General features: G+C 38.0%; 28 protein-coding genes. 22 read left to right on the plus strand and 6 right to left on the minus strand.

The annotated features are described in order from the left end of the window. The first annotated feature begins 187 nt into the window (after positions 1 to 187). The 4 genes from BANA01_RS19810 (at position 188) to BANA01_RS19825 (ending at position 3373) form a co-directional block, all read left to right on the plus strand. Complete coding sequence (locus BANA01_RS19810) at positions 188 to 640, plus strand: hypothetical protein (protein ID WP_034672868.1); 453 nt, start codon at positions 188 to 190, stop codon at positions 638 to 640. A 260-nt stretch (positions 641 to 900) separates the two neighbouring features. Beyond that, positions 901 to 1476, plus strand: a complete 576-nt coding sequence (locus BANA01_RS19815; protein ID WP_082799604.1) for a YsnF/AvaK domain-containing protein — start codon at positions 901 to 903, stop codon at positions 1474 to 1476. 70 nt (positions 1477 to 1546) lie between these two features. Then, a complete protein-coding gene (locus BANA01_RS19820) occupies positions 1547 to 1948 on the plus strand; it encodes a YsnF/AvaK domain-containing protein (RefSeq protein WP_063254375.1) in 402 nt (133 codons plus the stop codon). Between the two features lie 162 nt (positions 1949 to 2110). After that, on the plus strand, positions 2111 to 3373 hold the full coding sequence (locus BANA01_RS19825) for a hypothetical protein (RefSeq protein WP_034672844.1): 1263 nt from the start codon (positions 2111 to 2113) through the stop codon (positions 3371 to 3373). Positions 3374 to 3423: 50 nt separating this feature from the next. Here the strand turns inward: BANA01_RS19825 and mreBH are convergent, their stop codons facing one another. Then, entirely contained in the window at positions 3424 to 4431 is a 1008-nt protein-coding gene (gene mreBH / locus BANA01_RS19830) for a rod-share determining protein MreBH (RefSeq protein ID WP_034672850.1), read from the minus strand. Positions 4432 to 4755: 324 nt separating this feature from the next. On the opposite strand from mreBH, the gene miaA reads away from it, so the two are divergent. The 3 genes from miaA to spoVK all read left to right on the plus strand — a co-directional run bounded on the left by miaA (position 4756) and on the right by spoVK (position 7161). Continuing rightward, complete coding sequence (gene miaA, locus BANA01_RS19835) at positions 4756 to 5712, plus strand: tRNA (adenosine(37)-N6)-dimethylallyltransferase MiaA (RefSeq protein ID WP_034672895.1); 957 nt, start codon at positions 4756 to 4758, stop codon at positions 5710 to 5712. A 26-nt stretch (positions 5713 to 5738) separates the two neighbouring features. Beyond that, on the plus strand, positions 5739 to 5969 hold the full coding sequence (gene hfq / locus BANA01_RS19840) for an RNA chaperone Hfq (protein ID WP_034672853.1): 231 nt from the start codon (positions 5739 to 5741) through the stop codon (positions 5967 to 5969). 241 nt (positions 5970 to 6210) lie between these two features. After that, a complete protein-coding gene (spoVK, locus tag BANA01_RS19845) occupies positions 6211 to 7161 on the plus strand; it encodes a stage V sporulation protein K (RefSeq protein ID WP_034672855.1) in 951 nt (316 codons plus the stop codon). Positions 7162 to 7196: 35 nt separating this feature from the next. Here the strand turns inward: spoVK and BANA01_RS19850 are convergent, their stop codons facing one another. Next, positions 7197 to 7802, minus strand: a complete 606-nt coding sequence (locus tag BANA01_RS19850) for a trimeric intracellular cation channel family protein (RefSeq protein ID WP_034672857.1) — start codon at positions 7800 to 7802, stop codon at positions 7197 to 7199. A gap of 171 nt (positions 7803 to 7973) precedes the next feature. Here BANA01_RS19850 and hflX point away from each other — a divergent pair, with 171 nt between their 5' ends. The 4 genes from hflX to glnA all read left to right on the plus strand — a co-directional run bounded on the left by hflX (position 7974) and on the right by glnA (position 12419). Continuing rightward, positions 7974 to 9242 carry a GTPase HflX gene (gene hflX / locus BANA01_RS19855; protein WP_034672859.1) on the plus strand — a complete coding sequence of 423 codons (1269 nt, stop codon included), beginning with the start codon at positions 7974 to 7976 and terminating at the stop codon, positions 9240 to 9242. 4 nt (positions 9243 to 9246) lie between these two features. Next, entirely contained in the window at positions 9247 to 10518 is a 1272-nt protein-coding gene (locus BANA01_RS19860; protein WP_034672861.1) for a methionine gamma-lyase family protein, read from the plus strand. Between the two features lie 142 nt (positions 10519 to 10660). Further along, a complete protein-coding gene (locus BANA01_RS19865; protein ID WP_034672862.1) occupies positions 10661 to 11062 on the plus strand; it encodes a MerR family transcriptional regulator in 402 nt (133 codons plus the stop codon). 22 nt (positions 11063 to 11084) lie between these two features. Next, entirely contained in the window at positions 11085 to 12419 is a 1335-nt protein-coding gene (glnA, locus tag BANA01_RS19870) for a type I glutamate--ammonia ligase (RefSeq protein ID WP_034672863.1), read from the plus strand. 497 nt (positions 12420 to 12916) lie between these two features. Here glnA and BANA01_RS19875 read toward each other — a convergent pair whose 3' ends face one another. Then, positions 12917 to 13207 (minus strand): DUF4257 domain-containing protein, encoded by a 291-nt coding sequence (locus BANA01_RS19875; protein ID WP_157411835.1) that lies wholly within the window; start codon positions 13205 to 13207, stop codon positions 12917 to 12919. A gap of 518 nt (positions 13208 to 13725) precedes the next feature. Continuing rightward, positions 13726 to 14349 (minus strand): transcriptional repressor LexA, encoded by a 624-nt coding sequence (gene lexA, locus BANA01_RS19880; protein WP_063254376.1) that lies wholly within the window; start codon positions 14347 to 14349, stop codon positions 13726 to 13728. A gap of 157 nt (positions 14350 to 14506) precedes the next feature. Here lexA and yneA point away from each other — a divergent pair, with 157 nt between their 5' ends. The 9 genes from yneA (at position 14507) to BANA01_RS19925 (ending at position 23422) form a co-directional block, all read left to right on the plus strand. Next, a complete protein-coding gene (gene yneA, locus BANA01_RS19885) occupies positions 14507 to 14830 on the plus strand; it encodes a cell division suppressor protein YneA (protein WP_063254377.1) in 324 nt (107 codons plus the stop codon). A gap of 9 nt (positions 14831 to 14839) precedes the next feature. Then, positions 14840 to 15499, plus strand: coding sequence for a YneB family resolvase-like protein (locus tag BANA01_RS19890; protein WP_063254422.1), 660 nt, complete (start codon positions 14840 to 14842; stop codon positions 15497 to 15499). 203 nt (positions 15500 to 15702) lie between these two features. Next, positions 15703 to 15933, plus strand: a complete 231-nt coding sequence (locus BANA01_RS19895) for a DUF896 domain-containing protein (RefSeq protein WP_063254378.1) — start codon at positions 15703 to 15705, stop codon at positions 15931 to 15933. 180 nt (positions 15934 to 16113) lie between these two features. After that, on the plus strand, positions 16114 to 18120 hold the full coding sequence (tkt, locus tag BANA01_RS19900) for a transketolase (protein WP_063254379.1): 2007 nt from the start codon (positions 16114 to 16116) through the stop codon (positions 18118 to 18120). A 226-nt stretch (positions 18121 to 18346) separates the two neighbouring features. Continuing rightward, a complete protein-coding gene (gene sirA / locus BANA01_RS19905; protein ID WP_063254380.1) occupies positions 18347 to 18787 on the plus strand; it encodes a sporulation inhibitor of replication protein SirA in 441 nt (146 codons plus the stop codon). A 78-nt stretch (positions 18788 to 18865) separates the two neighbouring features. Next, positions 18866 to 19087 carry a YneF family protein gene (locus BANA01_RS19910; protein WP_063254381.1) on the plus strand — a complete coding sequence of 74 codons (222 nt, stop codon included), beginning with the start codon at positions 18866 to 18868 and terminating at the stop codon, positions 19085 to 19087. Between the two features lie 153 nt (positions 19088 to 19240). Further along, positions 19241 to 19708: a hypothetical protein gene (locus BANA01_RS19915; RefSeq protein ID WP_063254382.1), complete on the plus strand. Its 468-nt coding sequence runs from the start codon at positions 19241 to 19243 to the stop codon at positions 19706 to 19708. A gap of 167 nt (positions 19709 to 19875) precedes the next feature. Further along, positions 19876 to 21627, plus strand: coding sequence for an ABC transporter transmembrane domain-containing protein (locus BANA01_RS19920; RefSeq protein WP_063254383.1), 1752 nt, complete (start codon positions 19876 to 19878; stop codon positions 21625 to 21627). Then, the gene (locus BANA01_RS19925; protein WP_235847187.1) at positions 21614 to 23422 is read left to right on the plus strand and encodes an ABC transporter ATP-binding protein; all 1809 of its coding nucleotides are present in this window, start codon (positions 21614 to 21616) and stop codon (positions 23420 to 23422) included. The genes BANA01_RS19920 and BANA01_RS19925 overlap by 14 nt, the downstream gene beginning before the upstream one ends. 38 nt (positions 23423 to 23460) lie before the next feature. On the opposite strand, the gene BANA01_RS29210 is transcribed toward BANA01_RS19925, so the two are convergent. Then, a complete protein-coding gene (locus tag BANA01_RS29210; RefSeq protein WP_082799606.1) occupies positions 23461 to 23640 on the minus strand; it encodes an aspartyl-phosphate phosphatase Spo0E family protein in 180 nt (59 codons plus the stop codon). Positions 23641 to 23919: 279 nt separating this feature from the next. On the opposite strand from BANA01_RS29210, the gene BANA01_RS19930 reads away from it, so the two are divergent. Together BANA01_RS19930 and BANA01_RS19935 are read left to right on the plus strand one after the other, a co-directional pair. Beyond that, positions 23920 to 24627 (plus strand): cytochrome c biogenesis CcdA family protein, encoded by a 708-nt coding sequence (locus tag BANA01_RS19930; RefSeq protein WP_063254384.1) that lies wholly within the window; start codon positions 23920 to 23922, stop codon positions 24625 to 24627. A gap of 62 nt (positions 24628 to 24689) precedes the next feature. Continuing rightward, on the plus strand, positions 24690 to 25163 hold the full coding sequence (locus BANA01_RS19935; RefSeq protein ID WP_063254385.1) for a CcdC family protein: 474 nt from the start codon (positions 24690 to 24692) through the stop codon (positions 25161 to 25163). 45 nt (positions 25164 to 25208) lie between these two features. Here the strand turns inward: BANA01_RS19935 and BANA01_RS19940 are convergent, their stop codons facing one another. Then, entirely contained in the window at positions 25209 to 25691 is a 483-nt protein-coding gene (locus BANA01_RS19940) for a hypothetical protein (RefSeq protein WP_063254386.1), read from the minus strand. Positions 25692 to 25769 lie beyond the last annotated feature (78 nt).

The raw sequence follows: 25769 nt of genomic DNA on the forward strand, positions 1-25769 counted from the left end.
TTTTACCTGATTAGTCTTTCATCACGCTCATGAAGGACAAATCTCGCTCGGACCTTTCCAGATTAGTCTTTCATCAACCTTTTATACCTCTTTACTAAAAGTCAAAAAAATATTCAGAATAGGACTTATATTCGATTGGTGAATAGTGTAAAATTACACTATAAGGGATACAAAAGGAGGTGGCCGAATGTTTGTTTTTGGCATCCTAAGTACTTTTTTACCTATAGTCATAATTATTTTTGTAATCGTTTACGCTGTGAAACACAAAGAAAAGGGGGGAGAGGCAGTGATACGTCATCTTTATACGTATTTAGTCCTGTTTGCAACACTTATGATGGTAATTGGAGGAGGAATTTCGATTTTTATGGCCGCTGCCGATTTGGTCAGTCCACCAGGTTACTATCAAAACTTTGAAGATTTTAAGCAGGTTTACCATGATGGCAAAGTTCCAACGGATGAAAGTCAGAAGTTATCAGATGATGAAATTCGTGAAAGATATGACCAAATGGTAAAAGATGAAAAGAATCGTGCTAGAGAAAACGCAAAAAACCAAATCATTAAAAGCTTAGGATTTATTGTTATTCCATTTCCTATTTTCCTTTATTTCAACAATATGAGAAAACGTCAAAGTGAAATTTAAAGGTATTGGCTAGAATCCATCCATAACAATCATAATAATATAAGGAAAATGACTATCGAAAAGAATGAAAACGATAGTCATTTTTTATTGGAGTAAGTAACGTCTAAAAAAGTGTTACAGCAGTAATTTTTTCGGTAAAGTTAACAACTATTTTCAAATAATAAGTTTGAAAAGGTATCTTAATCCATAAGAATAAAAATGCCTTTTGGGTAGATTATATAAAGGCATTACTTTAAATCAATTTACGAGGAGGAATTCTTATGGGTAACATTTTTGATTTGTTTGGTGATGATAATTCACAAAATACAAATAATCAAGACAGCCAAAATAATGCAGCAACTCAAGGAAACAATGCTAGCTCCAGCACTCAAGGAAGCAATGCTAACTCAAGTACCCAAGGAAACAATACTAGCTCAGGTACCCAGGATAATCAAACTAACGGCTCCCTAGAGCTTCATAAAGAAGAACTGGACATTACGAAAAATAAAGTAGATGCTGGTGAAGTTGTTCTTTCAAAAGAGGTTGTAGAAGAACAAAAAACCGTGGAAGTTCCTGTTATGCACGAGGAAGTTGTGATTAAGAGAACGCCATTGAACGAACGTAGTAATGCATCAATCAGTTCTGATGAGACCATCCATATTCCTGTTAGCCAAGAGCAAGTTCAAGTAAACAAATACACAGTAGCTACTGAGGAAGTCACTGCTTCCAAGCGCCAAGTTCAGGAAACACAGCAAATTCAGGAAACTCTTAAACATGAAACGGCTAATGTTAACACCACTGGAAGTGTCGACTTTGTTTCCGATACAACAGGTTTTGAAGATATAAATAACAGCTAAAAAATAAAACACCTTTTCATCCTCCATAATGAAAAGGTGTTTTCAATCTTTTCCTTGGAGGAGGATTAAGGTGTCTGAGCAGCCAAATAATGACCATTACAATGATGAAGTAATACTCAAATTACATAAAGAAGAGATGCAGGTAAGCAAAAAGTGGATAGAGACAGCAAACGTTAAAGTTTATAAGAAAAGTTATACGGAAGAGAAGCAAATTTTGGTTCCTGTTCGTCGTGAGGAATTAATCATTGAGAAAAAAATAGTAAATTCAGAAACAGAAATGGATGAAAATATTGAAACCATTCGTATTCCTTTGAGGGAAGATCGTATTGAGGTGACTTTACATCCAACTCTCCTTGAGGATGTAGAAATATATAAGAACCAGTATGAAGAAGTAAAACAAGTGATTGAAACGCTCAAGGAAGAAAAAGTTCATATCGAAACGATAGGTGATATAAAAATTAACAGTCATTGATTAATTTTAATCATACAGAACCATTTATGCTCCCGTTCTGATATTTTATTGGCGAGAGCAATATTTATTTTGCCTTCGTTAAATGGGGAATGAGTAACCGCATAACATAGGGAATTGTTGGTAAGAGTAAAAAAGACTTTAAGTCAAAGGAGAACATTCCCTATGCCGCACCAGAAGTTTCAGTCAGCTAACATAAAACCACGTTATTCTAAAGGGCGGATATCTGTATTTGGGATTAATTCGGTTTATCCACGTCCTCCTTGGATTGCCGCTTGGTGGTCTGCTGCTTTTCCTGGGTTTGGACACATGTTTATCGGGAAGTATCTTCACGGTTTGATTCTGATACTTTGGGAACTTGTGGTGAACAATAAATCTCATTTGAACATGGGGATTGCTCTATCTTTTCAAGGTAAATTTGCAGAGGCTACTGCGGTTATCGACCAGGAATGGGGTCTCCTTTATGTGGCAGTATACATATATAGTATTTGGGATAGTTACCGATGCGCTGTAGAAATAAAGAAAAGTCACATTTTATCTGAGATTGAAGATGCACCGGTTACTCCTTCAGAAGTTAGTTTTTTTGATGTTGTAATCTTAGATAAGAAAATTCCAACTGTGGGAATGTTCTGGTCTGCTTTTACACCTGGTCTAGGACAATTATATGGAGGAAGTACGGTGGTTGGTGCATTTGTATTGGCATGGTGGATCTTTGTTTGCTATAAGGCAGAGGCAGTTGGTACCTTCCTCTATTCGTTCCTTGGGGATTTTACCCAGGTGGCGGCAATTGTGGACTGGCAGTGGTTTTTGTTTTTACCTTCGATGTACGCTTTTGCGATTTATCAAGGATATGTTTCTGTAACCGAAAGCAATACTCTGTTTGATATTGAACAAATACGATTTCTTAGGGTGAGGGCGGAAAACTTGGGACAAAAAAACACAACGGAAACAAATACAGTACACATCATAGCTACTTTTGATTTTTCCCCGTTTGTGGAGATGGTTATCCATGATTTCGAGAAGCTGGGAGTACCGCAGCAGAATATCGTTGCATTGCCTCTAGAAAATTTGGATTCGGAAGCACATATCATTGATACCATCCATCGAGTGGATGGCAGAAGTATTCTCGATGGAGCGATGATGGGCGCAACCATCTTTGGCGTTCTCGGCACGATATATGGATTCGTGTGGCACTGGGGACCCGTCATATGGGGTCTGCTCGGCTTAGCAGGTGGTTTTCTTTTAGGGTTGATTATCGAGTTAGCAGTCAATAAAAAGAAAATAGATGTTCTTGCGCGCAGTAAAGGAGAGGTTATTATAGAGGTAACATGCAATGCCTCACTGCAGGACCAGCTAATGAAAATTCTTAAATCACGCAGGGCATTGGGTTATGTAATCATGCCACAACGGTCACAATCTAATCCTTAATATGGAAAAAGTAAAATAGAGTGAACCGAAATGGTTCACTCTATTTTTTCTTACTTCACTGTGGCTGGAAGCTTATGCATGTATTTAAGAGCTTTTCCTGTTCCGATTGCAACGGATTCTAATGGTTCTGGAGCGAGTTGAACGGGAACAAAGATCTCTTTACTCAGCCACTCTTCCATTCCCTTCATTAAGGCACCACCGCCTGTTAGAATCACACCGCGATCGACGATATCACCACTTAATTCAGCAGGACAATCCTCCAGGGTGGCACGAATCGCTTCTAAAATATGAGATAATGATTCTTTTAAAGCATTGCGAATTTCATAGGATGAGAGTGTAACTGTTTTTGGCAGACCTGTTACCAGATCACGTCCGCGTACCTCCATAGTAAGCTCTTCGTGATCAATTAAGGCATAACCAATTTCCATTTTGATATTTTCAGCTGTTCGTTCGCCAATTAACACATTATATTCTTTACGGACATGTTGAATGATTTCATCATCAAGACGGTCTCCGCCAATTTTAATAGAATGGCAGGAAACAACACCACCGAATGATATGATCGCTACCTCTGTATTACCGCCGCCAATATCAACCACCACATTGGCTACCGGCTCATCCACAGGCATTCCAGCACCAATAGCAGCTGCAACTGGTTCCTCAATCAACTGAATTTTTTTTGCACCGGCATTTCTCACAGCGTCTTGAATCGCACGTCTCTCAACACTTGTTGATCCAGAAGGTGTACAGATGACAACATTTGGTTTACGAACGGCAAAGCCGACAGATTTAGAAGCCTTTCGCATGATATGTTTCAGAAGCTCTGTTGTAAGGTCATAATCGGCAATCACACCTTCTCGCAGCGGCCTGATCGCAATAATTTTCTCAGGTGTTTTTCCAATCATTTCTTTTGCTTCTGTACCAAAAGCAACAACTTTTTTAGTTTCTGTATCAATAGCTACCACCGAAGGTTCGTTCACAGCGATTCCTTTATTTTTACTATAAACTAATATATTTGCTGTTCCTAAATCGATTCCAATTTCAAAGTTTGATAACATTTCTTTCACCTAATTTCCTATTTTTCGACAACTTTCCATATTGGCTAGTCATCTTTCTACAAAATAAGCTACGATTAAGACTACCATGAGTTTGGGGGTAAAACTCGGTTTGTAAATGAATCGTTATAGGAATGTAAAGATGTAACCGAAATATCTTTATTGAGATGAAAATGGAATAAATTAAATGTGCAGATCATGCATAGAAAAGATATTTTTTGATTATACTTATTTGATGTTCAACTGCTTTTAAGGTTTTATGTTAGGATGTAAGTGTGACTTGGTTCCTGCCATCACGGAAATTAAGAAAAGGGCAGTGTGAAAATTTTGGATTCAAAACAGAAATTATTAGTCATTATTGGTCCAACTGCAGTTGGAAAAACAAAGTTAAGCATTGAATTGGCTAAACGGTATAATGGCGAAATTATCAGCGGCGATTCCATGCAAATATATCGAAGTATGGATATCGGAACTGCAAAAATAAAACCCGAGGAAATGGAAGGAATTCCCCACCATTTGATTGATATTAAAGATCCGGATGAGAGTTTTTCTGTTGCGGAGTTCCAGCAGCTTGTGCGGGAAAGAATATCGGACATTACTTCAAAAGGCAAGCTGCCTATTATCGTTGGAGGGACTGGCTTATATATTCAATCAGTTATCTATGATTATCAGTTTTCTGAGGCTCCTGCCGATGAAGCGTTCCGCCTGCAGCTTGAAGAGAGGGCAAAGGAAATCGGTAATGTTGCTCTCCATGAGGAGTTAACGAAAGTCGATCCTGAGAGTGCCAGCCAAATTCATCCGAATAATGTAAGAAGGGTGATTAGGGCACTTGAAATTTTTCATTGTACTGGTAAGATTATGAGTGACTATCAAAATAATCAACAGCCTGACCTTCTTTATGAAACTGCACTGATCGGTTTAACAATGGAGAGGGAGAAGCTATATGAACGGATTAATATGCGAGTCGACATAATGATTGCGGAAGGTCTGCTTGATGAAGTCAGCATGTTACACAAGCATGGACTAAGAGATTGTCAATCCATTCAGGCTATAGGCTATAAAGAAATCTATGATTATTTAGATGGGAAGGTAAGTCTCGAGATTGCCGTTGAAAATTTAAAACAAAATTCTAGACGATATGCAAAAAGACAGCTAACCTGGTTTCGTAACAAAATGGAAGTAAAATGGTTTGATATGACAGATGTCGTAAATTTGTCAAAAAAAATAACCGAAATTTCACATTACGTTGAAGGAAAGCTACAAGTAAAATCGAATACATATTAGTAGAGATAAAAGAGGAGGATATACCAATGAAAACCACGATCAACATTCAGGACCAATTTTTAAATCAATGCCGTAAGGATAACACTCATGTGACGGTATTCTTATTAAACGGATTCCAATTAAGAGGCCAAATTAAAGGCTTTGATAATTTCACTGTACTTTTTGAATCAGAAGGTAAGCAGCAATTGGTTTACAAGCATGCCATTTCAACCTTTGCACCGCAAAGAAATGTTCAGCTTGACCTGGATGCACAATAATCTTTACGTATGAGCCCGAGTCCATGAATTTCATGGGCTCCTTTTTTATTTTTAATAATGAATTGTGAATAAGATGAATACACATAAATGAAGGAGTATTGCTTGGGAAGCGCATAGAAAAATCAGAGTGAACTTAATTAGCAATTTCCTCTCGTTATTTGTCAAAATGAATAATTATTTTTTCAAATCAACGATAAAAGCTGCCTAACGTATACTGTTTGCAGAATGAGAGGTGAAGGCTTTGGATCAACCAATTCGCATGAAAAGTAATGGACAAATAACAGTATCCCTTAACTCGCAAAAGAGGAAGTCCTTGACAAAAGAGCTGCCTGTTCCTCAAGTTGTTCCAAAGGTTATTCCCCCGGAGCACTCGGCATTAAAGGAAATTGAAGACGAGCTCGGGGCATTAGTGGGTATGGAAGAAATGAAACGAATGATAAAAGAAATTTATGCATGGATTTTTGTTAATAAGAAACGAGAGGAACTGGGACTGAAGGCTAGAAAACAAGCACTTCATATGATGTTTAAAGGGAATCCAGGAACAGGCAAAACAACGGTTGCACGGTTAATTGGCAAGCTCTTTTTAAAAATGAATGTTCTGACTAAAGGACATTTAATTGAGGCAGAACGAGCTGACCTCGTGGGGGAATATATTGGACATACCGCACAGAAAACAAGAGATTTAATTAAGAAAGCGCAAGGAGGAATCCTGTTCATTGATGAGGCTTATTCATTAGGGCGCGGCGGGGAGAAGGATTTCGGAAAAGAAGCCATTGATACTCTCGTGAAGCATATGGAGGATAAACAGCACGAGTTCATTTTAATTTTGGCTGGTTATTCCCGGGAGATGGATTATTTCCTTACACTAAACCCAGGCTTACATTCCCGCTTTCCGTTAGTCATTGATTTTCCGAATTACACCATTGAACAATTAATGGAAATTGCCAGCCGTATGCTCGATGAAAGAGAGTATTCTTTAAGTCATGAAGCCGAAAAAAAGCTAAAGGATCATTTAATTTGGGTCAAAGCGGTACTCAGTCCAAATAGTTTTTCGAATGGGCGATATGTTCGTAACATAATTGAAAAGTCCATTCGCGCTCAGGCAATGCGGCTTTTATTGCAAAATAGCTTCGATAAGCATGAATTAATGACACTTAGAAGTAACGATTTAATCTTTGAGGAAGATTCATAATACAAAAAATCGGCGGAACAAATTCCGCCGATTTATTAATGTACACCAAGTCTTCTTGATGGCAGTTTCCAATGAAATGTATAGGAAAGGACCCTTAGTAATGTTATAAGTACAAAAAGCGTGTACAACTCCCATGGACTTGACGCAATTTTTAATCCAATGATGAGACCTGCGAGAATCGCCCATACTGCATATATTTCTGCTCTTAAAACAATTGGCTTCCTTCCTGCAAGTAAATCACGAATAATCCCTCCGCCAATTCCAGTTAAGACAGCTGCGACGATGACAGCGCTGATTGGATGATTCATATTGGCCGCGTATATGGCACCTTGAATGGCAAAAGCAGATAAGCCGATGGCATCGAAAAAATTTCCCCATTTCTGCCAGTGACGCAATAGATTATTTGGAAAAAGAAACACAGCTGTAATCGATAATAGTGCTATTTGGAAAAATAACCCTTGTTCCCAAAGTGCTGAAACAGGGACACCGATTAACAGATTCCGGATTGCACCACCGCCAAAAGCCGTTACAATTCCTAATATATAAACCCCTAGAATATCATACTCTTCTTCCATCGCAACAATGGCGCCGCTGACGGCAAACGCAATCGTGCCAATGATACTTAAGACATCCCACGTCATTTTAGTTTCCCCTCGATGAAAAAAGTCTTTTAATTTTCTGTAAACAAATATGATTTTAACACGGAAGTAAAATTAATCAATATAAAAATGAAAAAATCCGCTTGAGATTAGGGGATTGTCATCATTTTTGGTATGATGAGGAAAGAATATTTATGAAAAAGAGGTGTTGGTATGGAACAAGAAGTAAGCTTAGAAAAAGCAATCTTAGTTGGCTGCCAAACGCAAACATTAGATGATAGTAGGTTCCACTATTCAATGGAGGAACTTGCTTCCTTAACAGAAACTGCTAAGGGTGAAGTTCTCATGTCTGTTTCTCAAAAACGAGAGCGGATTCACCCTGCACTATACATAGGAAAAGGGAAAGTGGAAGAACTAAAAACCCTTGTCGATGAAGTCGAGGCTGACTTGGTGATTTTTAACGATGAATTATCCCCAAGCCAAAAAAGAAATCTCGCTTCTGAATTAAACGCCCGTATTATTGACAGGACTCAGCTGATATTAGATATATTTGCACAAAGAGCACGATCAAAAGAAGGTAAGCTGCAGGTCGAACTAGCGCAGCTTCAATACCTATTGCCGCGACTTGCTGGGCAGGGGACAGCACTATCAAGATTAGGGGCTGGAATTGGAACAAGAGGGCCGGGGGAAACAAAGCTTGAATCTGACCGCCGTCATATCCGTAGAAGAATTGATGATATTAAAAGTCAGCTCTCCGTCATTGTACAGCACCGCGATCGTTACCGGGAAAGAAGAAAGAAAAACAAAACGTTCCAAATTGCGATTGTCGGTTATACGAATGCAGGTAAATCGACACTTTTTAACCGGCTATCTGAAGCGGATTCTTATGAAGAAAATCAATTATTCGCGACCTTGGATCCAATGACAAGGAAATTGGTTTTACCAAGCGGTTATCAAACGTTAATAACAGATACAGTTGGATTCATTCAAGACCTGCCAACAGCCTTGATTGCTGCTTTCCGTTCGACTCTAGAAGAGGTGAAGGAAGCGGATCTTCTTTTACATGTAGTCGATATGGCCAATGCTGATTATTTCCAGCATGAAAAAACAGTCAATAAGCTGCTTGAAGACTTAGAAGTGAAAGACATTCCACAGATCACTGTTTATAATAAGAGGGATATTAAACATCCTGACTTTGTACCAACGGCAAACACGCCTCTTATATTCATAAGCGCTTATGATAAAGAGGACCGAAACGAACTCAAAAGAAAAATCGAAAAAGCCATTATTGAAATGATGGATCAATATCAAGTGAGTATTCCTTCAACCGAGGGAAAACTGCTGGCACAATTAAAGAATGAGACGATTGTAAGAGAACTTGTCTTTGATGAAGAAAAAGAACTTTATCAATGCCGCGGATTTTCTCTTCCAGATCATCAAATTTCCGGCCAATTAGAGAAATATAAAACAAGAATGGAGTAACAGCATGTTTCAACAGTTAAAAAATGGGGAAAAACTTCAACCAATCGTAAGGAGTGTAGAACAACAAATTGCCTCTGTACATAAAGGAATTGATGAAAGGATTGAATCCAATCAATTTCGAGTATTGAGTAGTTACCAAAAACATCGAGTCAGTGATTCGCATTTTATCCCTACTACAGGGTACGGATATGACGATATTGGAAGAGATACATTAGAACTGATTTATGCAGATGTTTTTGGTGGTGAGGCGGGCCTAGTCCGTCCGCAGATTATTTCCGGCACCCATGCGATATCGATTGCGCTATTTGGGATTCTTCGGCCTGGAGATGAACTTCTATATATTACGGGAAAACCGTATGATACCCTTGAAGAAATTGTCGGCATCCGTGGGAATGGTGTCGGTTCCTTAAAGGAGTTCGGCATTTCTTATGATAGTGCAGCGCTAACGGAAGAGGGGCGAATCGACTGGGATGTCGTTGCTTCTAAAATCAAGAGCAATACGAAAATGATTGGCATCCAACGGTCAAAAGGGTATGCAACCCGTCCATCTTTCACTATTGCTGAAATTAAAGAAATGATTTCATTCGTAAAAGAAATTAAAGAAGATGTAGTGGTTTTCGTTGATAACTGTTACGGAGAATTCGTTGAAGAAATAGAGCCTTGTCATGTCGGAGCAGATTTAATTGCGGGTTCACTGATTAAAAACCCAGGCGGAGGAATTGCAAAAACAGGCGGTTATATTGTCGGTAAAAAGCAATATGTAGAAGCCTGTTCGTATCGTATGACCTCTCCGGGGATCGGCGCAGAAGCTGGAGCTTCTCTCTACAGCCTGCAGGAAATGTATCAAGGTTTCTTTTTAGCTCCGCATGTAGTCGGACAAGCATTAAAGGGAGCTGTTTTTACAGCAGCATTCTTAGAAAAATTAGGAATGAATTCTTCGCCGAAGTGGGATGCAAACAGAACGGATTTAATTCAATCTGTTCAATTTGATGATAAAGATAAGATGATTGCCTTTTGCCAGGCGATCCAATTTGCTTCACCAATTAATTCGCATGTTACAGCGTATCCGGCGTATATGCCTGGGTATGAGGACGATGTCATCATGGCGGCCGGAACGTTTATTCAAGGGGCTAGCATTGAATTAACAGCCGATGGACCGATTAGGCCTCCGTATGTGGCCTATGTTCAAGGCGGATTAACGTATGCTCATGTCAAAATGGCGGTATGCATAGCTATCGATTCTTTAATGGAGAAAAAGTTGATTGAATTAAACTAAGTAGAAATACAAAGGATAACGAAAGAGTTGTCCTTTCTTTTTGATGAAAAAACCATGTTAGAAAACCTAACATAACGTTGACATCTTTTCTAACACAAAATATAATAGGATTATAAATCAGCAAAAGGAGAGGAGAAATTAAATGAGTGGAAAAGAATTACGCCGCTCAATGCCACTATTCCCAATTGGAACGGTTATGCAGCTAACAGAATTAACAGCGAGACAAATCCGTTACTATGAAGAGCACGAATTGATTTCTCCAGCTAGAACAGATGGGAATAGAAGACTCTTTAGCTTAAACGATATTGATAGACTATTAGAAATTAAGGATCTCATTGATCAAGGAATAAATATGGCTGGTATCAAACAGCTGTTATTGGTCAAAGATCAACAGGCAAATGTTATCCAGCAGCAGGCTGAAAAAGCCAAGCAGGAATTAACAGACGAACAGTTAAGGAATTTACTCCGGCAAGAATTGCAGCAGGCTGGAAGATTCAATCGTTCGTCACTTAGGCAAGGGGATATGTCACGATTTTTCCACTAATTAAATCTTGGAGGTAATGAAAATGGCAAAGTTTACTAGAGAAGATATTAAGCGGTTGGCAGCAGAGGAAAATGTTAAATTTATTCGTTTACAATTCACTGATATTCTAGGAACAATCAAAAACGTTGAGATTCCTATCAGTCAGTTAGAAAAAGCTCTTGATAATAAAATGATGTTTGACGGTTCTTCTATCGAAGGTTTCGTACGTATTGAAGAATCTGATATGTATCTATATCCAGACTTAAACACTTGGGTAGTGTTCCCATGGACAGCTGAAAAAGGAAAAGTAGCTCGTTTGATTTGTGACATCTATAATGCAGACGGAAACCCATTTGATGGGGATCCACGCAGTAACTTAAAAAGAGTTCTAAAGGAAATGGAACAACTAGGATTTACAGACTTTAACTTAGGACCTGAGCCAGAATTCTTCTTGTTTAAGTTAGACGCAAAAGGTGAGCCAACATTAGAATTGAATGACCAAGGAGGTTACTTCGATTTCGCTCCAACGGATTTAGGAGAAAACTGCCGTCGTGATATCGTACTAGAACTAGAAGAAATGGGCTTTGAAATTGAAGCATCTCACCACGAGGTAGCACCAGGTCAACACGAGATTGACTTTAAATATGCGGATGCACTAACAGCATGTGACCAAATTCAAACATTTAAATTAGTAGTTAAGACAATTGCTCGTAAACACGGTTTACATGCAACGTTTATGCCAAAACCACTATACGGAGTAAATGGATCTGGTATGCATATGAATCTTTCCTTGTTTACGAATGGAAAGAACGCATTCTATGAGCCAACTGGCGACCTAGAAATGAGTGATACAGCTCGTCAATTTATCGCTGGTATCCTTAAGCATTCACCAAACTTTACAGCTGTTACAAATCCAACGGTAAACTCTTATAAGCGTCTAGTTCCGGGCTATGAAGCACCTTGCTATGTTGCGTGGTCTGCTAGAAACCGTTCACCATTAATTCGTATTCCATCTTCTCGCGGATTAAGCACTCGTGTAGAAGTAAGAAGCGTTGACCCAGCTGCAAACCCATACCTAGCAATGGCTGTACTATTAAAAGCTGGATTAGATGGTATTAAAAATAAAATGACTCCTCCTGCTCCAGTTGATCGTAATATCTATGTAATGAGCAAGGAAGAAAGAATCGAAGAAGGCATCATTGATCTTCCAGCTACTCTAGCTCAAGCACTAGATCTATTAAAGACTGATGAAGTAATTGTATCAGGTTTAGGAGAGCACATCTTCGAACACTTTATCGAAGCAAAAGAAATCGAATGGGATATGTTCCGCACCGTTGTTCACCCTTGGGAACGCGAACAATACATGAGCATGTACTAAGATTTAATATAACCCAGTGTGGATTTGAGTCCATGCTGGGTTGTTTTTCGTTTTAGTTGGTTGTGGTGTTGTTATAAGGTGATTATGATGACCATAATTATGGGAAAATAGTGAAAGTGGTAAATATAGAGTGTTTATGGTGACCTCAAGTGCAGGAAAAACGGGAAAGTGGTAATCATAGAGTGTTTATGGTGACCTGAAGTGCAGGAAAAACGGGAAAGTGGTAATCATAATGTGTTTATGGTGACCTAAAGTGTAGGATAAACGAGAAGGTGGTAATCATAGAGTTTTTATGGTGACCTGAGTGCAGGAAAAACGGGAAAGTGGTAATCATAGAGTGTTTATGACGACCTAACGTGCAGGAAAAATGAGAAAGTGGTAATCATAGAGCTCTCATGGAAAATCACAAGAAAGATAAAAAAAGAGGTTATAAAAAAGGAGCTTCCAGCAAATTAAAAGACCCAGGATGGATATGGTCCATACTGGGCTATTTGCGTTCAAGACTCTTTTTCTTTATTTTCATTAAGCGATCTGAATCTAGTGAGTATGATATCACTGCTAATTCCGGCAAGTGCTGATAAAAAAATGGTTTCAACCATTGAATTGGGAGTTGTGTAAATCAGGATGAGGAGAGCTGCGACCGCACCTAGGAGCATTTCTTCTAAAAAACCTAAATAGATAAACCTCTTTGTTTTCCGGGGCATTATTATTTTTCCATGCTTCCTAACATGCCCTACAATCCCTACCATACCACCAATAACCATCGAGAAAATAATGTCATACAACACTCATTCCACTCTCCTTAAGCCTAGTTTTTTGGACCTAAGGTTAAATCATGGTGTATTACTATTATACAAATAGTGGAAACTAGTTAGAATGAGTAATTATACACATTTTCGTATAAATTTAAATATGATTTGGTCGAGGATAGGTGAAAACGTGGAAATGTTGTATCGATGAGGCGTTTTTTTTAAATAAGAAGTCTACACCTCCTCAATAGAGTATACGGCGGAAGTAAATAAGTGGAGATTTTCCGGTTAAATGCAGAATGGAGTTCGTCTAGGGGAAAATAAGTGGAGTTTTTTCGCTTATGCAAAGCAAAATCCCCTATTTTTCGTTTTTTCGAGTCAATAGGCGGAATCTCTTCGTCTAATTAGGCTATTTTCAATGCTATTTTCTAAATAGCCGGACTTTTTCCGTCTATTTACCAGATGGGTGCTACTCATAATCTGGGTGAGTTTTCCTTCGCTAATGATAAAAAAGAGTACAATTCGCAAACGGAATTGTACTCTTTCCTGTAATTAGATTAATGAATATGTCGATAAACCCCAATAACTTTTCCAAGAATAGAAACATTTCTTAAGATAATGGGATCCATGGTTGAGTTTTCAGGCTGCAAACGGATGTAATCTTTTTCTTTAAAGAAACGTTTACAGGTTGCTTCATCTTCCTCAGTCATCGCAACAACAATATCTCCATTGTTCGCAGTTGGCTGCTGCCTTACAATTACGTAATCTCCATCGAGAATTCCTGCTTCTATCATACTCTCACCCATGATTTCTAGCATAAATACTTGCTCGTCTGCAGGTGCTAGACTTTCAGGAAGTGGAAAAAACTCTTCCACGTTTTCGATGGCGGTAATAGGAAGACCCGCAGTTACTTTACCCACAATCGGTACATTGACCACATTATTTCTCGGGATATGAACCGTTTCATCCACTTCTAGTATTTCAATTGCTCTCGGTTTAGTTGGATCTCGTCTGATTAGTCCTTTGCTTTCCAACCGTGCTAAATGACCGTGAACCGTAGAACTAGAGGCAAGTCCTACTGCTTCACCAATTTCCCGAACGGATGGCGGATAACCCTTTTTCTTTACTTCCCCTTTAATAAATTCAAGGATATCCTGCTGGCGCTTAGATATTTTTGTCATAATAGATACACCTCGCCCTATGTAATATTTACCTTTATTATAGCATGTTCGTATTTTTTATACAAACATAAGTTCGAATTGTTATTGACAACAAACAAATGTTCTGACTATAATAAAAATATAAAAACGAACATACATTCTAGATAGGGGTTATAGTATGAGAAAAGTTTGGGACAAATACTCGTATGCTATTTTATTAATCATCTTGAGCTGCTCAGTAGCTTTTATTTTATCATTACGCTTTAATTCTGAAGTGGAAGAAACATACTTAACGATTACTGTATCTGAAGGAGATTCACTTTGGAAGATTTCCAACCAATATTTCGGCCAGCATTCTTACTCTAATGATGAATTTGTCAGCTGGGTTAAGCACCATAATGAAATCGATGGGGATATAATTTATCCTGGGGAAGAAATCATGATTCCTGTCAACTATGAAGTTGGGACTATAACCGAATATGCTAGCGCTGCTGGAGAATAGAGTCAGATGATCAATGCAATCATTTACTGCAGGGTAAGTACAAACAAAGAAACCCAGGAAACATCTTTAAAGCGCCAAGAAGAGGAGCTCACGCAGCTTGCCGCTCAATATCAATTTCATGTTGTCTCCATTATTAGGGAGCAGGCAAGTGGTTATGAACTTGAAAGAAACGGGATTCTTGAGTTATTAGACCTATTGAAAGAAAAAAACATACAAGCCGTGTTAATTCAAGATGAAACAAGACTAGGAAGAGGAAATGCGAAGATTGCCCTCTTACATTGTATCTTAAAAGAAAATGTGAAACTTTATAGTATCTCTCATAATGGTGAGCTGCAGTTATCGGAAAGTGATTCAATGGTTTTAAAAATTGTTGGCATGGTTGAAGAATACCAGCGTAAGTTACATAATATTAAAATTAAACGAGGGATGAAACGAGCCGTGGCTCAGGGATATAAGCCTGAAAAAAATCTAAAAAATCTTGAGTGGAATTCTGGAAGGGAAAAAATAGAACTTCCAATTGAAGAGATTGTACGTCTCAGAAAAAATAAATTAACTTTTTCAGAGATTGCTGCTACTTTAAGAGGATTTGGATATAATATTTCAAAAGCAACAGTCCATAGACGCTTCCAGGAATATCAACAAGAATTGATTGAATCACAAGAAGAGTAGACCATTTGCTTGTCAGATGGTCTATTTTTTAGTAAAATCAGTCCTTAAGTGCGGCTGTGGAATCATTTATGTACTCAGTGGATTGGATACGAAAGACTCCTGCTGGGTCTCCCCCGTACCGTCCTGGGTGCGCTAAAGTTTATGTAGCGGGAATCAACTGATCTATATACACAGCACAAGTATTTGAAAGGAGGGTCCTAAAAATGCTCTCAAAAGAAAAAATGGCACGAATCAATGAATTAGCAAGAAAAGCTAAAGCAACTGGACTTACAGAAGCAGAAGCGAAGGAACAATCTAAATTAAGAAGCGAGTATTTGACCACTTTCCGCAGTTCTATGCTGGATACATTAACAAATACAAAAATCATTGACCCTGAGGGAAATGACGTAACGCCAGAAAAAATCAAACATAGAAAAAAATATAATCTTCATTAATCTAATAGGAAAACATTTTGTTTTCCTTTTTACATATTGCACACCAACATGTGTCAAAATATAATGAAGTGAAATAATTTGTTTAGTAGTCAAATTAATTGTTGAATTAATGTGAAGAGAGCTATAATATTAAGGTTGTTATTATTTTTTTATCCTAGAGAATCAGGAGTGATGTAAACAATGTTTGATACTATCGATGCTTTGTCTGTAACATCTATTCGTACGCTTTCAATTGATATGATTGAAAAAGCAAATTCAGGACACCCTGGAATGCCAATGGGTGCTGCACCAATGACTTATGCTTTATGGACTCGTTTCATGAACCACAATCCGAAAAATCCAGAGTGGTTTAACCGTGATCGTTTTGTATTATCTGCAGGCCATGGATCTGCTTTACTATACAGCATGCTTCATTTATCTGGTTACAATCTATCAATGGATGACCTGAAGCAATTCCGTCAATGGGGAAGTAAAACTCCAGGACACCCTGAGTACGGTCATACTGAAGGGGTAGAAGCAACGACTGGTCCGCTTGGACAAGGTATTGCTATGGCTGTTGGTATGGCAATGGCAGAGCGCCATACAGCTAGTGTTTACAATAAAGACAATTATGAACTTGTGAACCATTATACATATGGTGTCTGTGGTGATGGAGATTTAATGGAAGGTGTTTCTGCTGAGGCAGCTTCACTAGCTGGACACTTAAAATTAGGTCGCTTAGTGGTTTTATACGATTCAAATGATATTTCACTTGATGGTGACTTGGACAAATCCTTCTCAGAAAGTGTTAAGGAGCGTTTCTTATCATACGGCTGGCAATATCTTCGCGTAGAAGATGGAAATAATTTAGAAGAAATCTCTAAGGCCCTTGAAGAAGCTCGTAATGACCTTGACCGTCCAACTATGATTGAAGTTAGAACAGTGATCGGATATGGTTCACCTAACCGTGCAGGAACTTCTGGTGTTCATGGTGCTCCGCTTGGTGCTGACGAATTAAAGCTTACAAAAGAAGCTTATAAATGGACTTTCGAAGAAGATTTCCATGTTCCACAGGAAGTATATGCTCACTTCCAAAACCTAATCGTTGAAAACGGTACGAAGAAAGAAAAAGAATGGAATGACCTTTTTGCACAATACAAAAAGGAATATCCTGAGTTAGCAAATCAATTAGAAAAAGCGTTAAATAACGAATTACCTGAAGGCTGGGATAAGGATATTCCGGTATACAGTGAAGGAAAAGGTTTAGCAAGCCGTGCATCTTCTGCTGAAGTTCTTAACGGTATTGCGAAAAACTTACCAATCTTTATTGGTGGTTCTGCTGACCTAGCTGGTTCTAATAAAACGATGATCAAAGGAACTGGAGATTTTATGCCAGGCAGCTATGAAGGCCGCAATATTTGGTTCGGTGTTCGTGAATTTGCAATGGGCGCTGCCATGAACGGAATCGCTTTACACGGTGGAGTAAAGATTTTTGGAGGAACATTCTTTGTATTCTCTGATTACCTTCGTCCAGCAATCCGTTTGGCTGCATTAATGGGCTTACCAGTAACGTATGTTTTCACTCATGACAGTATTGCTGTTGGTGAAGATGGACCTACACACGAGCCTATTGAACAGCTTGCAGCACTACGTGCAATGCCAGGTCTTTCTATTATTCGTCCGGCAGATGGTAACGAGACTGCTGCAGCATGGAAGCTAGCAGTTGAATCTACAAACAAACCTACTGCTTTAGTGCTGACACGTCAAGACCTGCCAACACTAAAAGGAACTGACCAAAATGCTTACGAAGGCGTTTCAAAAGGTGCTTATGTGGTTGCTCCTTCTGAAAGAGAGACTCCAGATGCATTACTACTAGCAACTGGTTCTGAAGTAAGTTTAGCTGTTGAAGCACAAGCTGCTTTAGCTGGTGAAGGTATTCATGTTTCTGTTGTAAGTATGCCATCATGGGATCGCTTCGAACAGCAATCACAGGAATACAAAAACTCAGTACTTCCTAAGAACGTGAAAAAGCGTCTTGGAATTGAAGTTGGTTCTTCATTCGGCTGGCACAAATACACAGGTGATGAAGGAGACGTTCTAGCAATTGATACATTCGGCGCTTCTGCACCTGGAGAAAAGATTATGGAAGAGTACGGCTTCAGCGTAAGCAATGTAGTAGCACGCGTGAAAGCACTACTTCAAAAATAAAATGATTATCTAAGGGAACGGCAAATAGCCGTTCTCTTTTTTTTTGAAGAGATTTTGAAATTTGAATCTGTTTTTACATTCCAATTGTTAGTAGGATATAATAAAATTTGTAAGAAACTAAGAAATTCGACAATAATAGTGCAATTTTTTGCCGGTAAGAGACAAATGTTTTGATAGCGCTTATCTTATAATTGATAGAAAGGTATTCAACGAAGGAGAGATCGTGGTGAGACAGTATCAGCTTTATTTAATAGAAGATGAATTTGCCGCCCATTACTTCGGAAGAGAGCGTATGTTTTTTCAGCTTTTTCAGGAACATGACCAAGCAGAAGGTGAACTGAAATTTATTACCAATAAACAAATAACCTATATAACAAAATCGATAGAAGTTTTAAAAATCCATAATTTAATTCAAAAACAACTTGGAAAAAAGAAAGGTTTTCGTGCGGAACATGGTACATACTCTATTGAGTTAAGTGGAAAACTGAGTACAGCGAAACTAAGGGTCTACCAGGATTTAATCACAATTGAGGCTACCGGAAGCTATGAAGCAGAAACAATTTTCTTTGAAGTGTTGAGGAAATGTGAATCTTCCTTTATGGCTTTAGACCTAGATCATCAAAGATTTGGATGGTTAAAGCCTATTAAAGAGAGAAAATATGTCTAAACTTTTGAAAGAGAATATTGTATATTCCCGTTTTATTTAGTACACTGTATGGTAGACAACATGAAGGAGGAAGTTTTAATGGGTACAGGTCTATGGATTCTAGTGGTTATACTAGCATTAGTAGCTGGTGTGGCTCTAGGATTTTTCATTGCTCGCAGATACATGATGAGCTATTTAAAGAAAAATCCACCAATCAATGAGCAAATGCTAAAAATGATGATGATGCAAATGGGTATGAAGCCTTCTCAAAAGAAGATCAACCAAATGATGGCTGCTATGAACAAACAACAAGGCAAATAATAGATGAAACTTAAAACCATTTTATCTTCGGATAAAGTGGTTTTTTTATTTATTCAGAATTTTATTATTTCAGAAAAATATATTGAAATATGGGATAATTAGGTACATAATAGTTACGCTAAGAACAACTACATAGATAAAGGAGCATGTTTTATGAAAAGAGTTATATCACTTATTTTAATTTTACTTCTAGCTTTAACAGCTTGTGGAACGACAGAAAAAGAAGAAAAGGCTTCTCCTGAAGTAAAGAAGACGGAAGAGGGTACCAATGCTGCTAAAGAAAATGCAAATACAAGAGAGTTAACAGCTGAAGATGAAAAGTTCTCAAACTTAATCGTAGAAAAAAAGTATGACGAAGTCGTTAAAGAGACCGTTTCATTAAAGAGTGAATCGCAAAAAGATTTCTATTATATCGCTTCAGCATTTATTAAAAACAATGAAAATCAAACAAAGACATACGATCCCGCTGATTTAACTGCAATGAAAACAGATTATCAGGTAATCGTTAACTATATTAACCGAGTGAAGTTTGTACCTGACGAAATCAAAGCAGAAGTTGAAGGATTAAAAACAACTGCAGAAGGAAAAGTAGCAGAAGCAGATAAGCAATTAACTAAATAATTATGGACTAGCACTCATTACGATGAGTGTTTTTTTTTATAAATGGAAAAAAGTGTCTAAATCTTTATTATTTTACTAATATTTGATAAAATATACCTTCGGGTGTGGTGAAATGATTTTTTTAAAATAATAAAACGATAAGGTCAATCATTTTCGGGGGAACAATTATGAGAGTATTTTTAGACTTAGGTTGGTTTTTTAAGCAAGAGAAAAAAGCATACCTATCAGGAACATGTATATTACTGTTTGTAGCGCTACTTCAACTCGTACCGCCAAAGGTAATTGGTGTTATCGCCGACCATATTAATGAAGGTACGTTGACCAAAGGTGTGCTTCTAGAGTGGATGCTTATATTAGTAGCAGCCGGACTCGGTATGTATGTCTTAAGGTATTTTTGGCGAATTATGATTTTTGGTTCAGCCGTTAAACTGAGCAAACAGTTACGAAACCGCTTATATCAGCACTTTACCAAAATGTCACCATCGTTCTATCAGAAACGCAGAATTGGAGATTTAATGGCACATGCGACTAATGACCTACAGGCTATACAACAAACAGCGGGTGCTGGGGTCCTGACTTTAGTGGATTCTCTATCAACAGGTGGATTCGTTATTCTGGCAATGGCATTTACGATCAGCTGGAAATTAACGTTGATATGTTTAATCCCGATGCCATTTATGGCAGTGCTTACAAATTGGTTTGGTACCATGCTCCACCGTACTTTTCACAAAGCGCAAGAAGCCTTTTCTGATTTGAATGATAAAACACAGGAAAGTATTTCAGGGATTAAGGTTATAAAAACATTTGGTCAGGAAAAAGAAGACATCGAGGATTTCCGAAAGCAATCCGAGGATGTAGTTCAAAAAAACATCGTCGTAGCAAAAATAGATTCTTTATATGATCCGACCATTTCCATTATCGTAGGAATATCGTTTTTCTTAGCAATTACCTTTGGTTCCAAATATGTATTAGCTGGAGAATTATCGATTGGTGAGCTAATTGCCTTTACTACCTACTTAGGACTTTTAATCTGGCCAATGTTGGCATTCGGCTGGTTATTTAACATCGTTGAACGCGGTCGCGCTTCTTATGACCGTGTAGCAGCATTGCTCCGTGAAAAATCTGATATTACAGACACAGAGGAAGCTTTAGAGGTAATGCCAAGCGGCAATGTCCAATATAACATTAAGAAGTTCACCTTCCCTGGTGAAAAAGAAGCCATGTTAAAGGATATCTCGTTCACACTTAATAGAGGCGAAACACTTGGAATTGTAGGGAAAACAGGCGCTGGAAAAACCACATTATTAAAGCTTCTCATTCGTGAATTTGAGGGCTATGAAGGGGCAATTGCTTTCGGAGGTCATTCCCTGCAAGAATACAAGTTGGAAAAACTACGTGAAGCCATTGGCTATGTGCCTCAGGATCATTTCTTATTCTCAGCAACTGTGGCTGAAAATATTGCCTTTACAAATCCCCGTGCAGCGAAAGAGGAAATTTACAGCGCAGCAAAGTTAGCCAATATTCATGAAGATATTCTTCAATTTACCGAAGGCTATCAAACCGTAGTGGGTGAAAGGGGAGTTTCACTGTCAGGCGGCCAAAAACAAAGAATTTCGATTGCACGCGCACTGTTGATGAACCCGGAAGTGCTGGTACTAGATGATTCTCTATCCGCTGTGGATGCAAAAACGGAAGAAGCGATTCTTTCCTCTTTAAGGAAAAATCGTGAGGGGAAAACCACGGTCATTACTTCTCACCGTTTAAGTGCCATCCAACACGCCAATCTAATATTAGTTTTAGATAACGGTGAAGTCATGGAGAGAGGTACGCACGAGGAACTAATGGCGAGCGGTGGATGGTATAAGGAAATGTATTTACGTCAGCAGCTAGAGGAGTTGGTAGAGCATGGAGGACATTAAAATAGATGAAACAGCACAGCTGACTGAAAAAGAACAAAAGACTGTTTTATATCGCCTGCTATCTTATACGAAACCACATAAAAAGGAATTGATTCTAGCATTCAGCCTTTTAGTGTTAACAACATTAGGAGAGTTAGCTTCTCCGATTCTCGTTAAGATTTTTATTGATGATTATTTAACGCCAGGAAATTTAGTCTTTCAGCCTTTGTTAATACTTGGGGTAGGTTACCTTGGCATTCAAATTGTTAAATCGGTATTGTTGTTTTTCCAATTGGTAAAGTTTCAGGAGATTGCTTTAAAAATTATACAACAGCTGCGGGTTGATATTTTTTCAAAAGTACAGTCGCTCGGTTTAAAATATTTTGATCAAACACCGGCCGGTAGTATTGTTTCTAGGATTACAAATGATACCGAAGCCATTAAAGATATGTTTGTTACCGTACTTTCGACCTTTATCCAAAGCGGATTTTTACTAACAGGTATTTTCATAACCATGTTTATTTTGGATGTGAAATTAGCGTTCTTCTGTCTGATTTTTATCCCATTGATTCTACTTGTCATGAGTTTATACCGTAAGTTTAGTTCCCGTTTTTATCTGGATATGCGCGAAAGGCTTAGCCAATTAAATGCGAAGCTTAGTGAATCTCTGCAGGGAATGAGTATTATTCAGGTATTCCGGCAAGAAAAGAGACTTCGTAAAGAGTTCGAAGACATCAATGAAAAGCATTATAACGCAGGTATGAAAAATATTAAGATTGACGGATTACTGCTGCGTCCTGCGGTTGATTTGATCTTCATTTTAGGACTAATCATCGTTTTAAATTATTTTGGTATCACTTCATTGAACAGTCCCGTTGAAATCGGTGTGCTATACGCATTTGTCAATTACCTGGAGCGGTTCTTTGAGCCAGTCAATAATATGATGATGAGATTATCGTTGTATCAACAAGCCATTGTGGCTGGAGCACGTGTTTTTAGAATCTTGGATAAGCAGGAATTGGCACCGGCACAACAGGATGAAAGTACTCTTTCAATTCAAGAGGGACGAATTGAATTTAAGAACTTAACCTTTTCTTATGATGGACAGCGAGATGTATTAAAAAATATATCCTTTACTGCACATCCTGGGGAAACGGTAGCTCTCGTCGGACATACGGGAAGTGGAAAAAGTTCGATTATTAATCTATTAATGAGATTTTATGAATATGAGAAAGGCGATATCTTAATTGATGGTAAATCAATTCGTGATTTTTCGATGGAAGAATTACGAGACAAAATGGGGCTTGTACTCCAGGATCCATTTTTATTTTACGGAACCGTAAGAGACAATATTACGCTTCATAATCATCATTTAACATATGAACAAGTGGAGGAAGCTGCTAAGTTTGTTCAAGCACATACGTTTATCGAAAAGCTAGAAGATTCCTATAATCACAAAGTGGTGGAAAGAGGTTCTACTTTATCTAGTGGACAGAGGCAATTAATTGCCTTCGCAAGGACAATTGCCGCCAATCCAAAGATCCTTGTCCTTGATGAAGCAACAGCCAATATTGATACAGAAACAGAAGAGGCAATACAAACAGCTCTTGCGAAAATGAGAAAAGGACGCACGACGATTGCCATTGCGCACAGATTGTCAACCATTCAGGATGCGAACTTAATTCTCGTCTTGCACCAAGGTGAGATTGTGGAAAGAGGAACACATCAAGAGCTGCTGGCACTCGGCGGGCTATACCATAAGATGTTCTTATTGCAAAATGGAGCTGTCGATCGTTTAGAAGATGTTATGCAGTAAATAGTAAAAAATCCTGGCAAATTGCCAGGATTTTTTTACTAGAGACTCGCCGCTTGGCGGGTTTTCTTTATATACTTTCGATTATATTCGTTTAAAAGGTGGTCTAATTCCTGGCTATAGCGGATAGCAATGGATGAAGTCAGGCCGTTAGTGACCGCGACTTGTATTAACTCAGCACGCTTTTTTTCAATTAGTGTAATGAGATCTTGTTTAATCATTGCCGGGGTCCTTTCCGGAGAAGCTCCAATAGTAGAAAACAAAACATTGATAGGAAATTCTCTACCAATGTTTTACTAGTATAACCTAAGTTGGGAATAAATACAAAGATATTTGTAAAAAAATATCCATATAATGTAGGAAATTAGTAGAAACATAGAAGTTGTTTGGATGAGAGATGCATTTGCTTCTACAGACACAAAATATTCATGTTAATCATTATCTTTTACGGATAAGTTTTGTTAAAATGAAGAAGTATCGACTATAGTGGGAGTGTTAATATGACGGATGTAAATATATTATTGGCCTTGGGTGCAGGATTTTTAAGTTTTATCTCACCATGCTGTTTACCGCTTTACCCAGCATTTCTATCGTATATCACGGGGATGTCTGTTGGGGAGTTAAAAACTGAAAATGCCATGCTTCAAAAGCGGAGCCTTTTACATACATTATTTTTTCTAATCGGCTTTTCCGCTATTTTTATTGCCATTGGGTTTGGTACTTCCTTTATTGGTCGTTTCTTTTCTGAGTATAAAGATCTCATTCGCCAGCTTGGTGGAATCTTTATTGTGATTTTTGGATTAATGATTGTTGGAATTTTTAAACCGGAATTTCTAATGAAGGATCGCCGTTTAGAATTTAAAAATAGACCATCAGGTTTTATTGGATCAATCTTAATTGGTATGGCTTTTGCTGCTGGTTGGACACCTTGTACTGGCCCAATTCTTACCTCTGTTATTCTGCTTGCGGGCTCAAATCCTGGTTCAGGTGTTTTATACATGACTGCCTACTCACTCGGTTTTGCTATACCATTTTTCATCTTATCGTTCTTCGTGGGACGTATGCAATGGATACGAAAGAACAGCGTTAAGATTATGAAAATCGGTGGTTATTTGATGATTGTCATGGGGATCGTGTTATTCTTTGACTGGATGACCAAAATTATTATTATTTTCTCCGGTCTTTTTGGTGGATTTACCGGTTTCTAAAATGGGAATGATAGTTTAAAATATGATATAGTTTTATTTTATAAAAATAGGGGATGAAACCTATGAACTTCGTTGTTGTTTCTTCAATTGGTGCGGTTTTTATGGGTATCTTTGCATTATTTGTCCGTATGAAGGCTGCTAAGAAACCTACAAATGCAAAGAAAATTATCCTGCCACCCGTTTTTATGTCAAGCGGAGCATTAATGTACGTAGTACCACAATTTAGATTATCATCTATGGAAATCTTAGAGGCGGTCGTTGTGGGTATGCTTTTTTCGATTCTGTTGATCAAAACTTCTAAATTTGAAATTCGGGAGAACGACATCTACTTAAAACGATCGAAGGCATTTATTTTCATTTTAGTAGGACTATTAGTGGTAAGGATTGGTTTGAAAACAATCTTAAGTGCAACGATTGATTATGGAGAGCTAAGTGGTATGTTCTTCCTGTTGGCATTTAGTATGATCGTTCCATGGCGTGTTGCGATGTATCTCGATTATAAAAAGCTCTATAAAAAGCTTCATGGTCAACAATAATAGGTATTAAAAACGCTCAGGGCATAAAAGGCTCTGAGCGTTTGTTTAATACCGATATCTTTTGATTTTATCAAATAAATACTGAACTCCATATAAAATATAGGCTTTATAGTGTAAGTAGAAGAAAAACTGAATATGATTTAATCGACCTAGACTGATAATCTTAAGCTTTTTAAGAACATCAATAATGACGAAGGCAAATAGCCCATCAGAAATTACATTCAGTAACGCAAACTTCTTAAAGTTTCCGTTTGAGATTTTAAGGAGCCACATTGAAAAAGGCGCATATGGACCCACACTAAAAGGAAGTTCATCTCTCATAAATGATTTTTTCTTATCGTAAAACTTCCACCAATTCCGCTTGTGTCCATACCAGTGATTCACGATTTCAAAGATAACAATAAAAACACCTGAAAAAGAATATCTTTTAAAATCACGCTTTCCTATAAATAACAAGGATAACCATGGAATCATTATGATCAATAGGTTAAATATTTTGTGTCTCCTAGTTGCCGAACGTTTTGCCATCTTCTTTCACCCCAGCCTATTTTTCCCTCTATTATAAAGTATCCAAATTTATGAAAAAAAACCGCCAAATTTTGGGCG

The sequence above is a fragment of the Neobacillus niacini NBRC 15566 genome (genome assembly GCF_001591505.1).
Classification (GTDB): Bacteria; Bacillota; Bacilli; order Bacillales; family Cytobacillaceae; genus Neobacillus; species Neobacillus niacini.

Bases quoted from the DNA above. Each gene is read 5' to 3' on its own strand.
- BANA01_RS19810 (WP_034672868.1), top strand. From the start codon at position 188: ATGTTTGTTTTTGGCATCCTAAGTACTTTTTTACCTATAGTCATAATT.
- BANA01_RS19815 (WP_082799604.1), top strand. From the start codon at position 901: ATGGGTAACATTTTTGATTTGTTTGGTGATGATAATTCACAAAATACA.
- BANA01_RS19825 (WP_034672844.1), top strand. From the start codon at position 2,111: ATGCCGCACCAGAAGTTTCAGTCAGCTAACATAAAACCACGTTATTCT.
- mreBH (WP_034672850.1), bottom strand. From the start codon at position 4,431: ATGTTATCAAACTTTGAAATTGGAATCGATTTAGGAACAGCAAATATA.
- hfq (WP_034672853.1), top strand. From the start codon at position 5,739: ATGAAAACCACGATCAACATTCAGGACCAATTTTTAAATCAATGCCGT.
- BANA01_RS19850 (WP_034672857.1), bottom strand. From the start codon at position 7,802: ATGACGTGGGATGTCTTAAGTATCATTGGCACGATTGCGTTTGCCGTC.
- hflX (WP_034672859.1), top strand. From the start codon at position 7,974: ATGGAACAAGAAGTAAGCTTAGAAAAAGCAATCTTAGTTGGCTGCCAA.
- BANA01_RS19860 (WP_034672861.1), top strand. From the start codon at position 9,247: ATGTTTCAACAGTTAAAAAATGGGGAAAAACTTCAACCAATCGTAAGG.
- BANA01_RS19865 (WP_034672862.1), top strand. From the start codon at position 10,661: ATGAGTGGAAAAGAATTACGCCGCTCAATGCCACTATTCCCAATTGGA.
- glnA (WP_034672863.1), top strand. From the start codon at position 11,085: ATGGCAAAGTTTACTAGAGAAGATATTAAGCGGTTGGCAGCAGAGGAA.
- lexA (WP_063254376.1), bottom strand. From the start codon at position 14,349: ATGACAAAAATATCTAAGCGCCAGCAGGATATCCTTGAATTTATTAAA.
- yneA (WP_063254377.1), top strand. From the start codon at position 14,507: ATGAGAAAAGTTTGGGACAAATACTCGTATGCTATTTTATTAATCATC.
- BANA01_RS19895 (WP_063254378.1), top strand. From the start codon at position 15,703: ATGCTCTCAAAAGAAAAAATGGCACGAATCAATGAATTAGCAAGAAAA.
- tkt (WP_063254379.1), top strand. From the start codon at position 16,114: ATGTTTGATACTATCGATGCTTTGTCTGTAACATCTATTCGTACGCTT.
- BANA01_RS19910 (WP_063254381.1), top strand. From the start codon at position 18,866: ATGGGTACAGGTCTATGGATTCTAGTGGTTATACTAGCATTAGTAGCT.
- BANA01_RS19915 (WP_063254382.1), top strand. From the start codon at position 19,241: ATGAAAAGAGTTATATCACTTATTTTAATTTTACTTCTAGCTTTAACA.
- BANA01_RS19920 (WP_063254383.1), top strand. From the start codon at position 19,876: ATGAGAGTATTTTTAGACTTAGGTTGGTTTTTTAAGCAAGAGAAAAAA.
- BANA01_RS19925 (WP_235847187.1), top strand. From the start codon at position 21,614: ATGGAGGACATTAAAATAGATGAAACAGCACAGCTGACTGAAAAAGAA.
- BANA01_RS29210 (WP_082799606.1), bottom strand. From the start codon at position 23,640: ATGATTAAACAAGATCTCATTACACTAATTGAAAAAAAGCGTGCTGAG.
- BANA01_RS19930 (WP_063254384.1), top strand. From the start codon at position 23,920: ATGACGGATGTAAATATATTATTGGCCTTGGGTGCAGGATTTTTAAGT.
- BANA01_RS19935 (WP_063254385.1), top strand. From the start codon at position 24,690: ATGAACTTCGTTGTTGTTTCTTCAATTGGTGCGGTTTTTATGGGTATC.
- BANA01_RS19940 (WP_063254386.1), bottom strand. From the start codon at position 25,691: ATGGCAAAACGTTCGGCAACTAGGAGACACAAAATATTTAACCTATTG.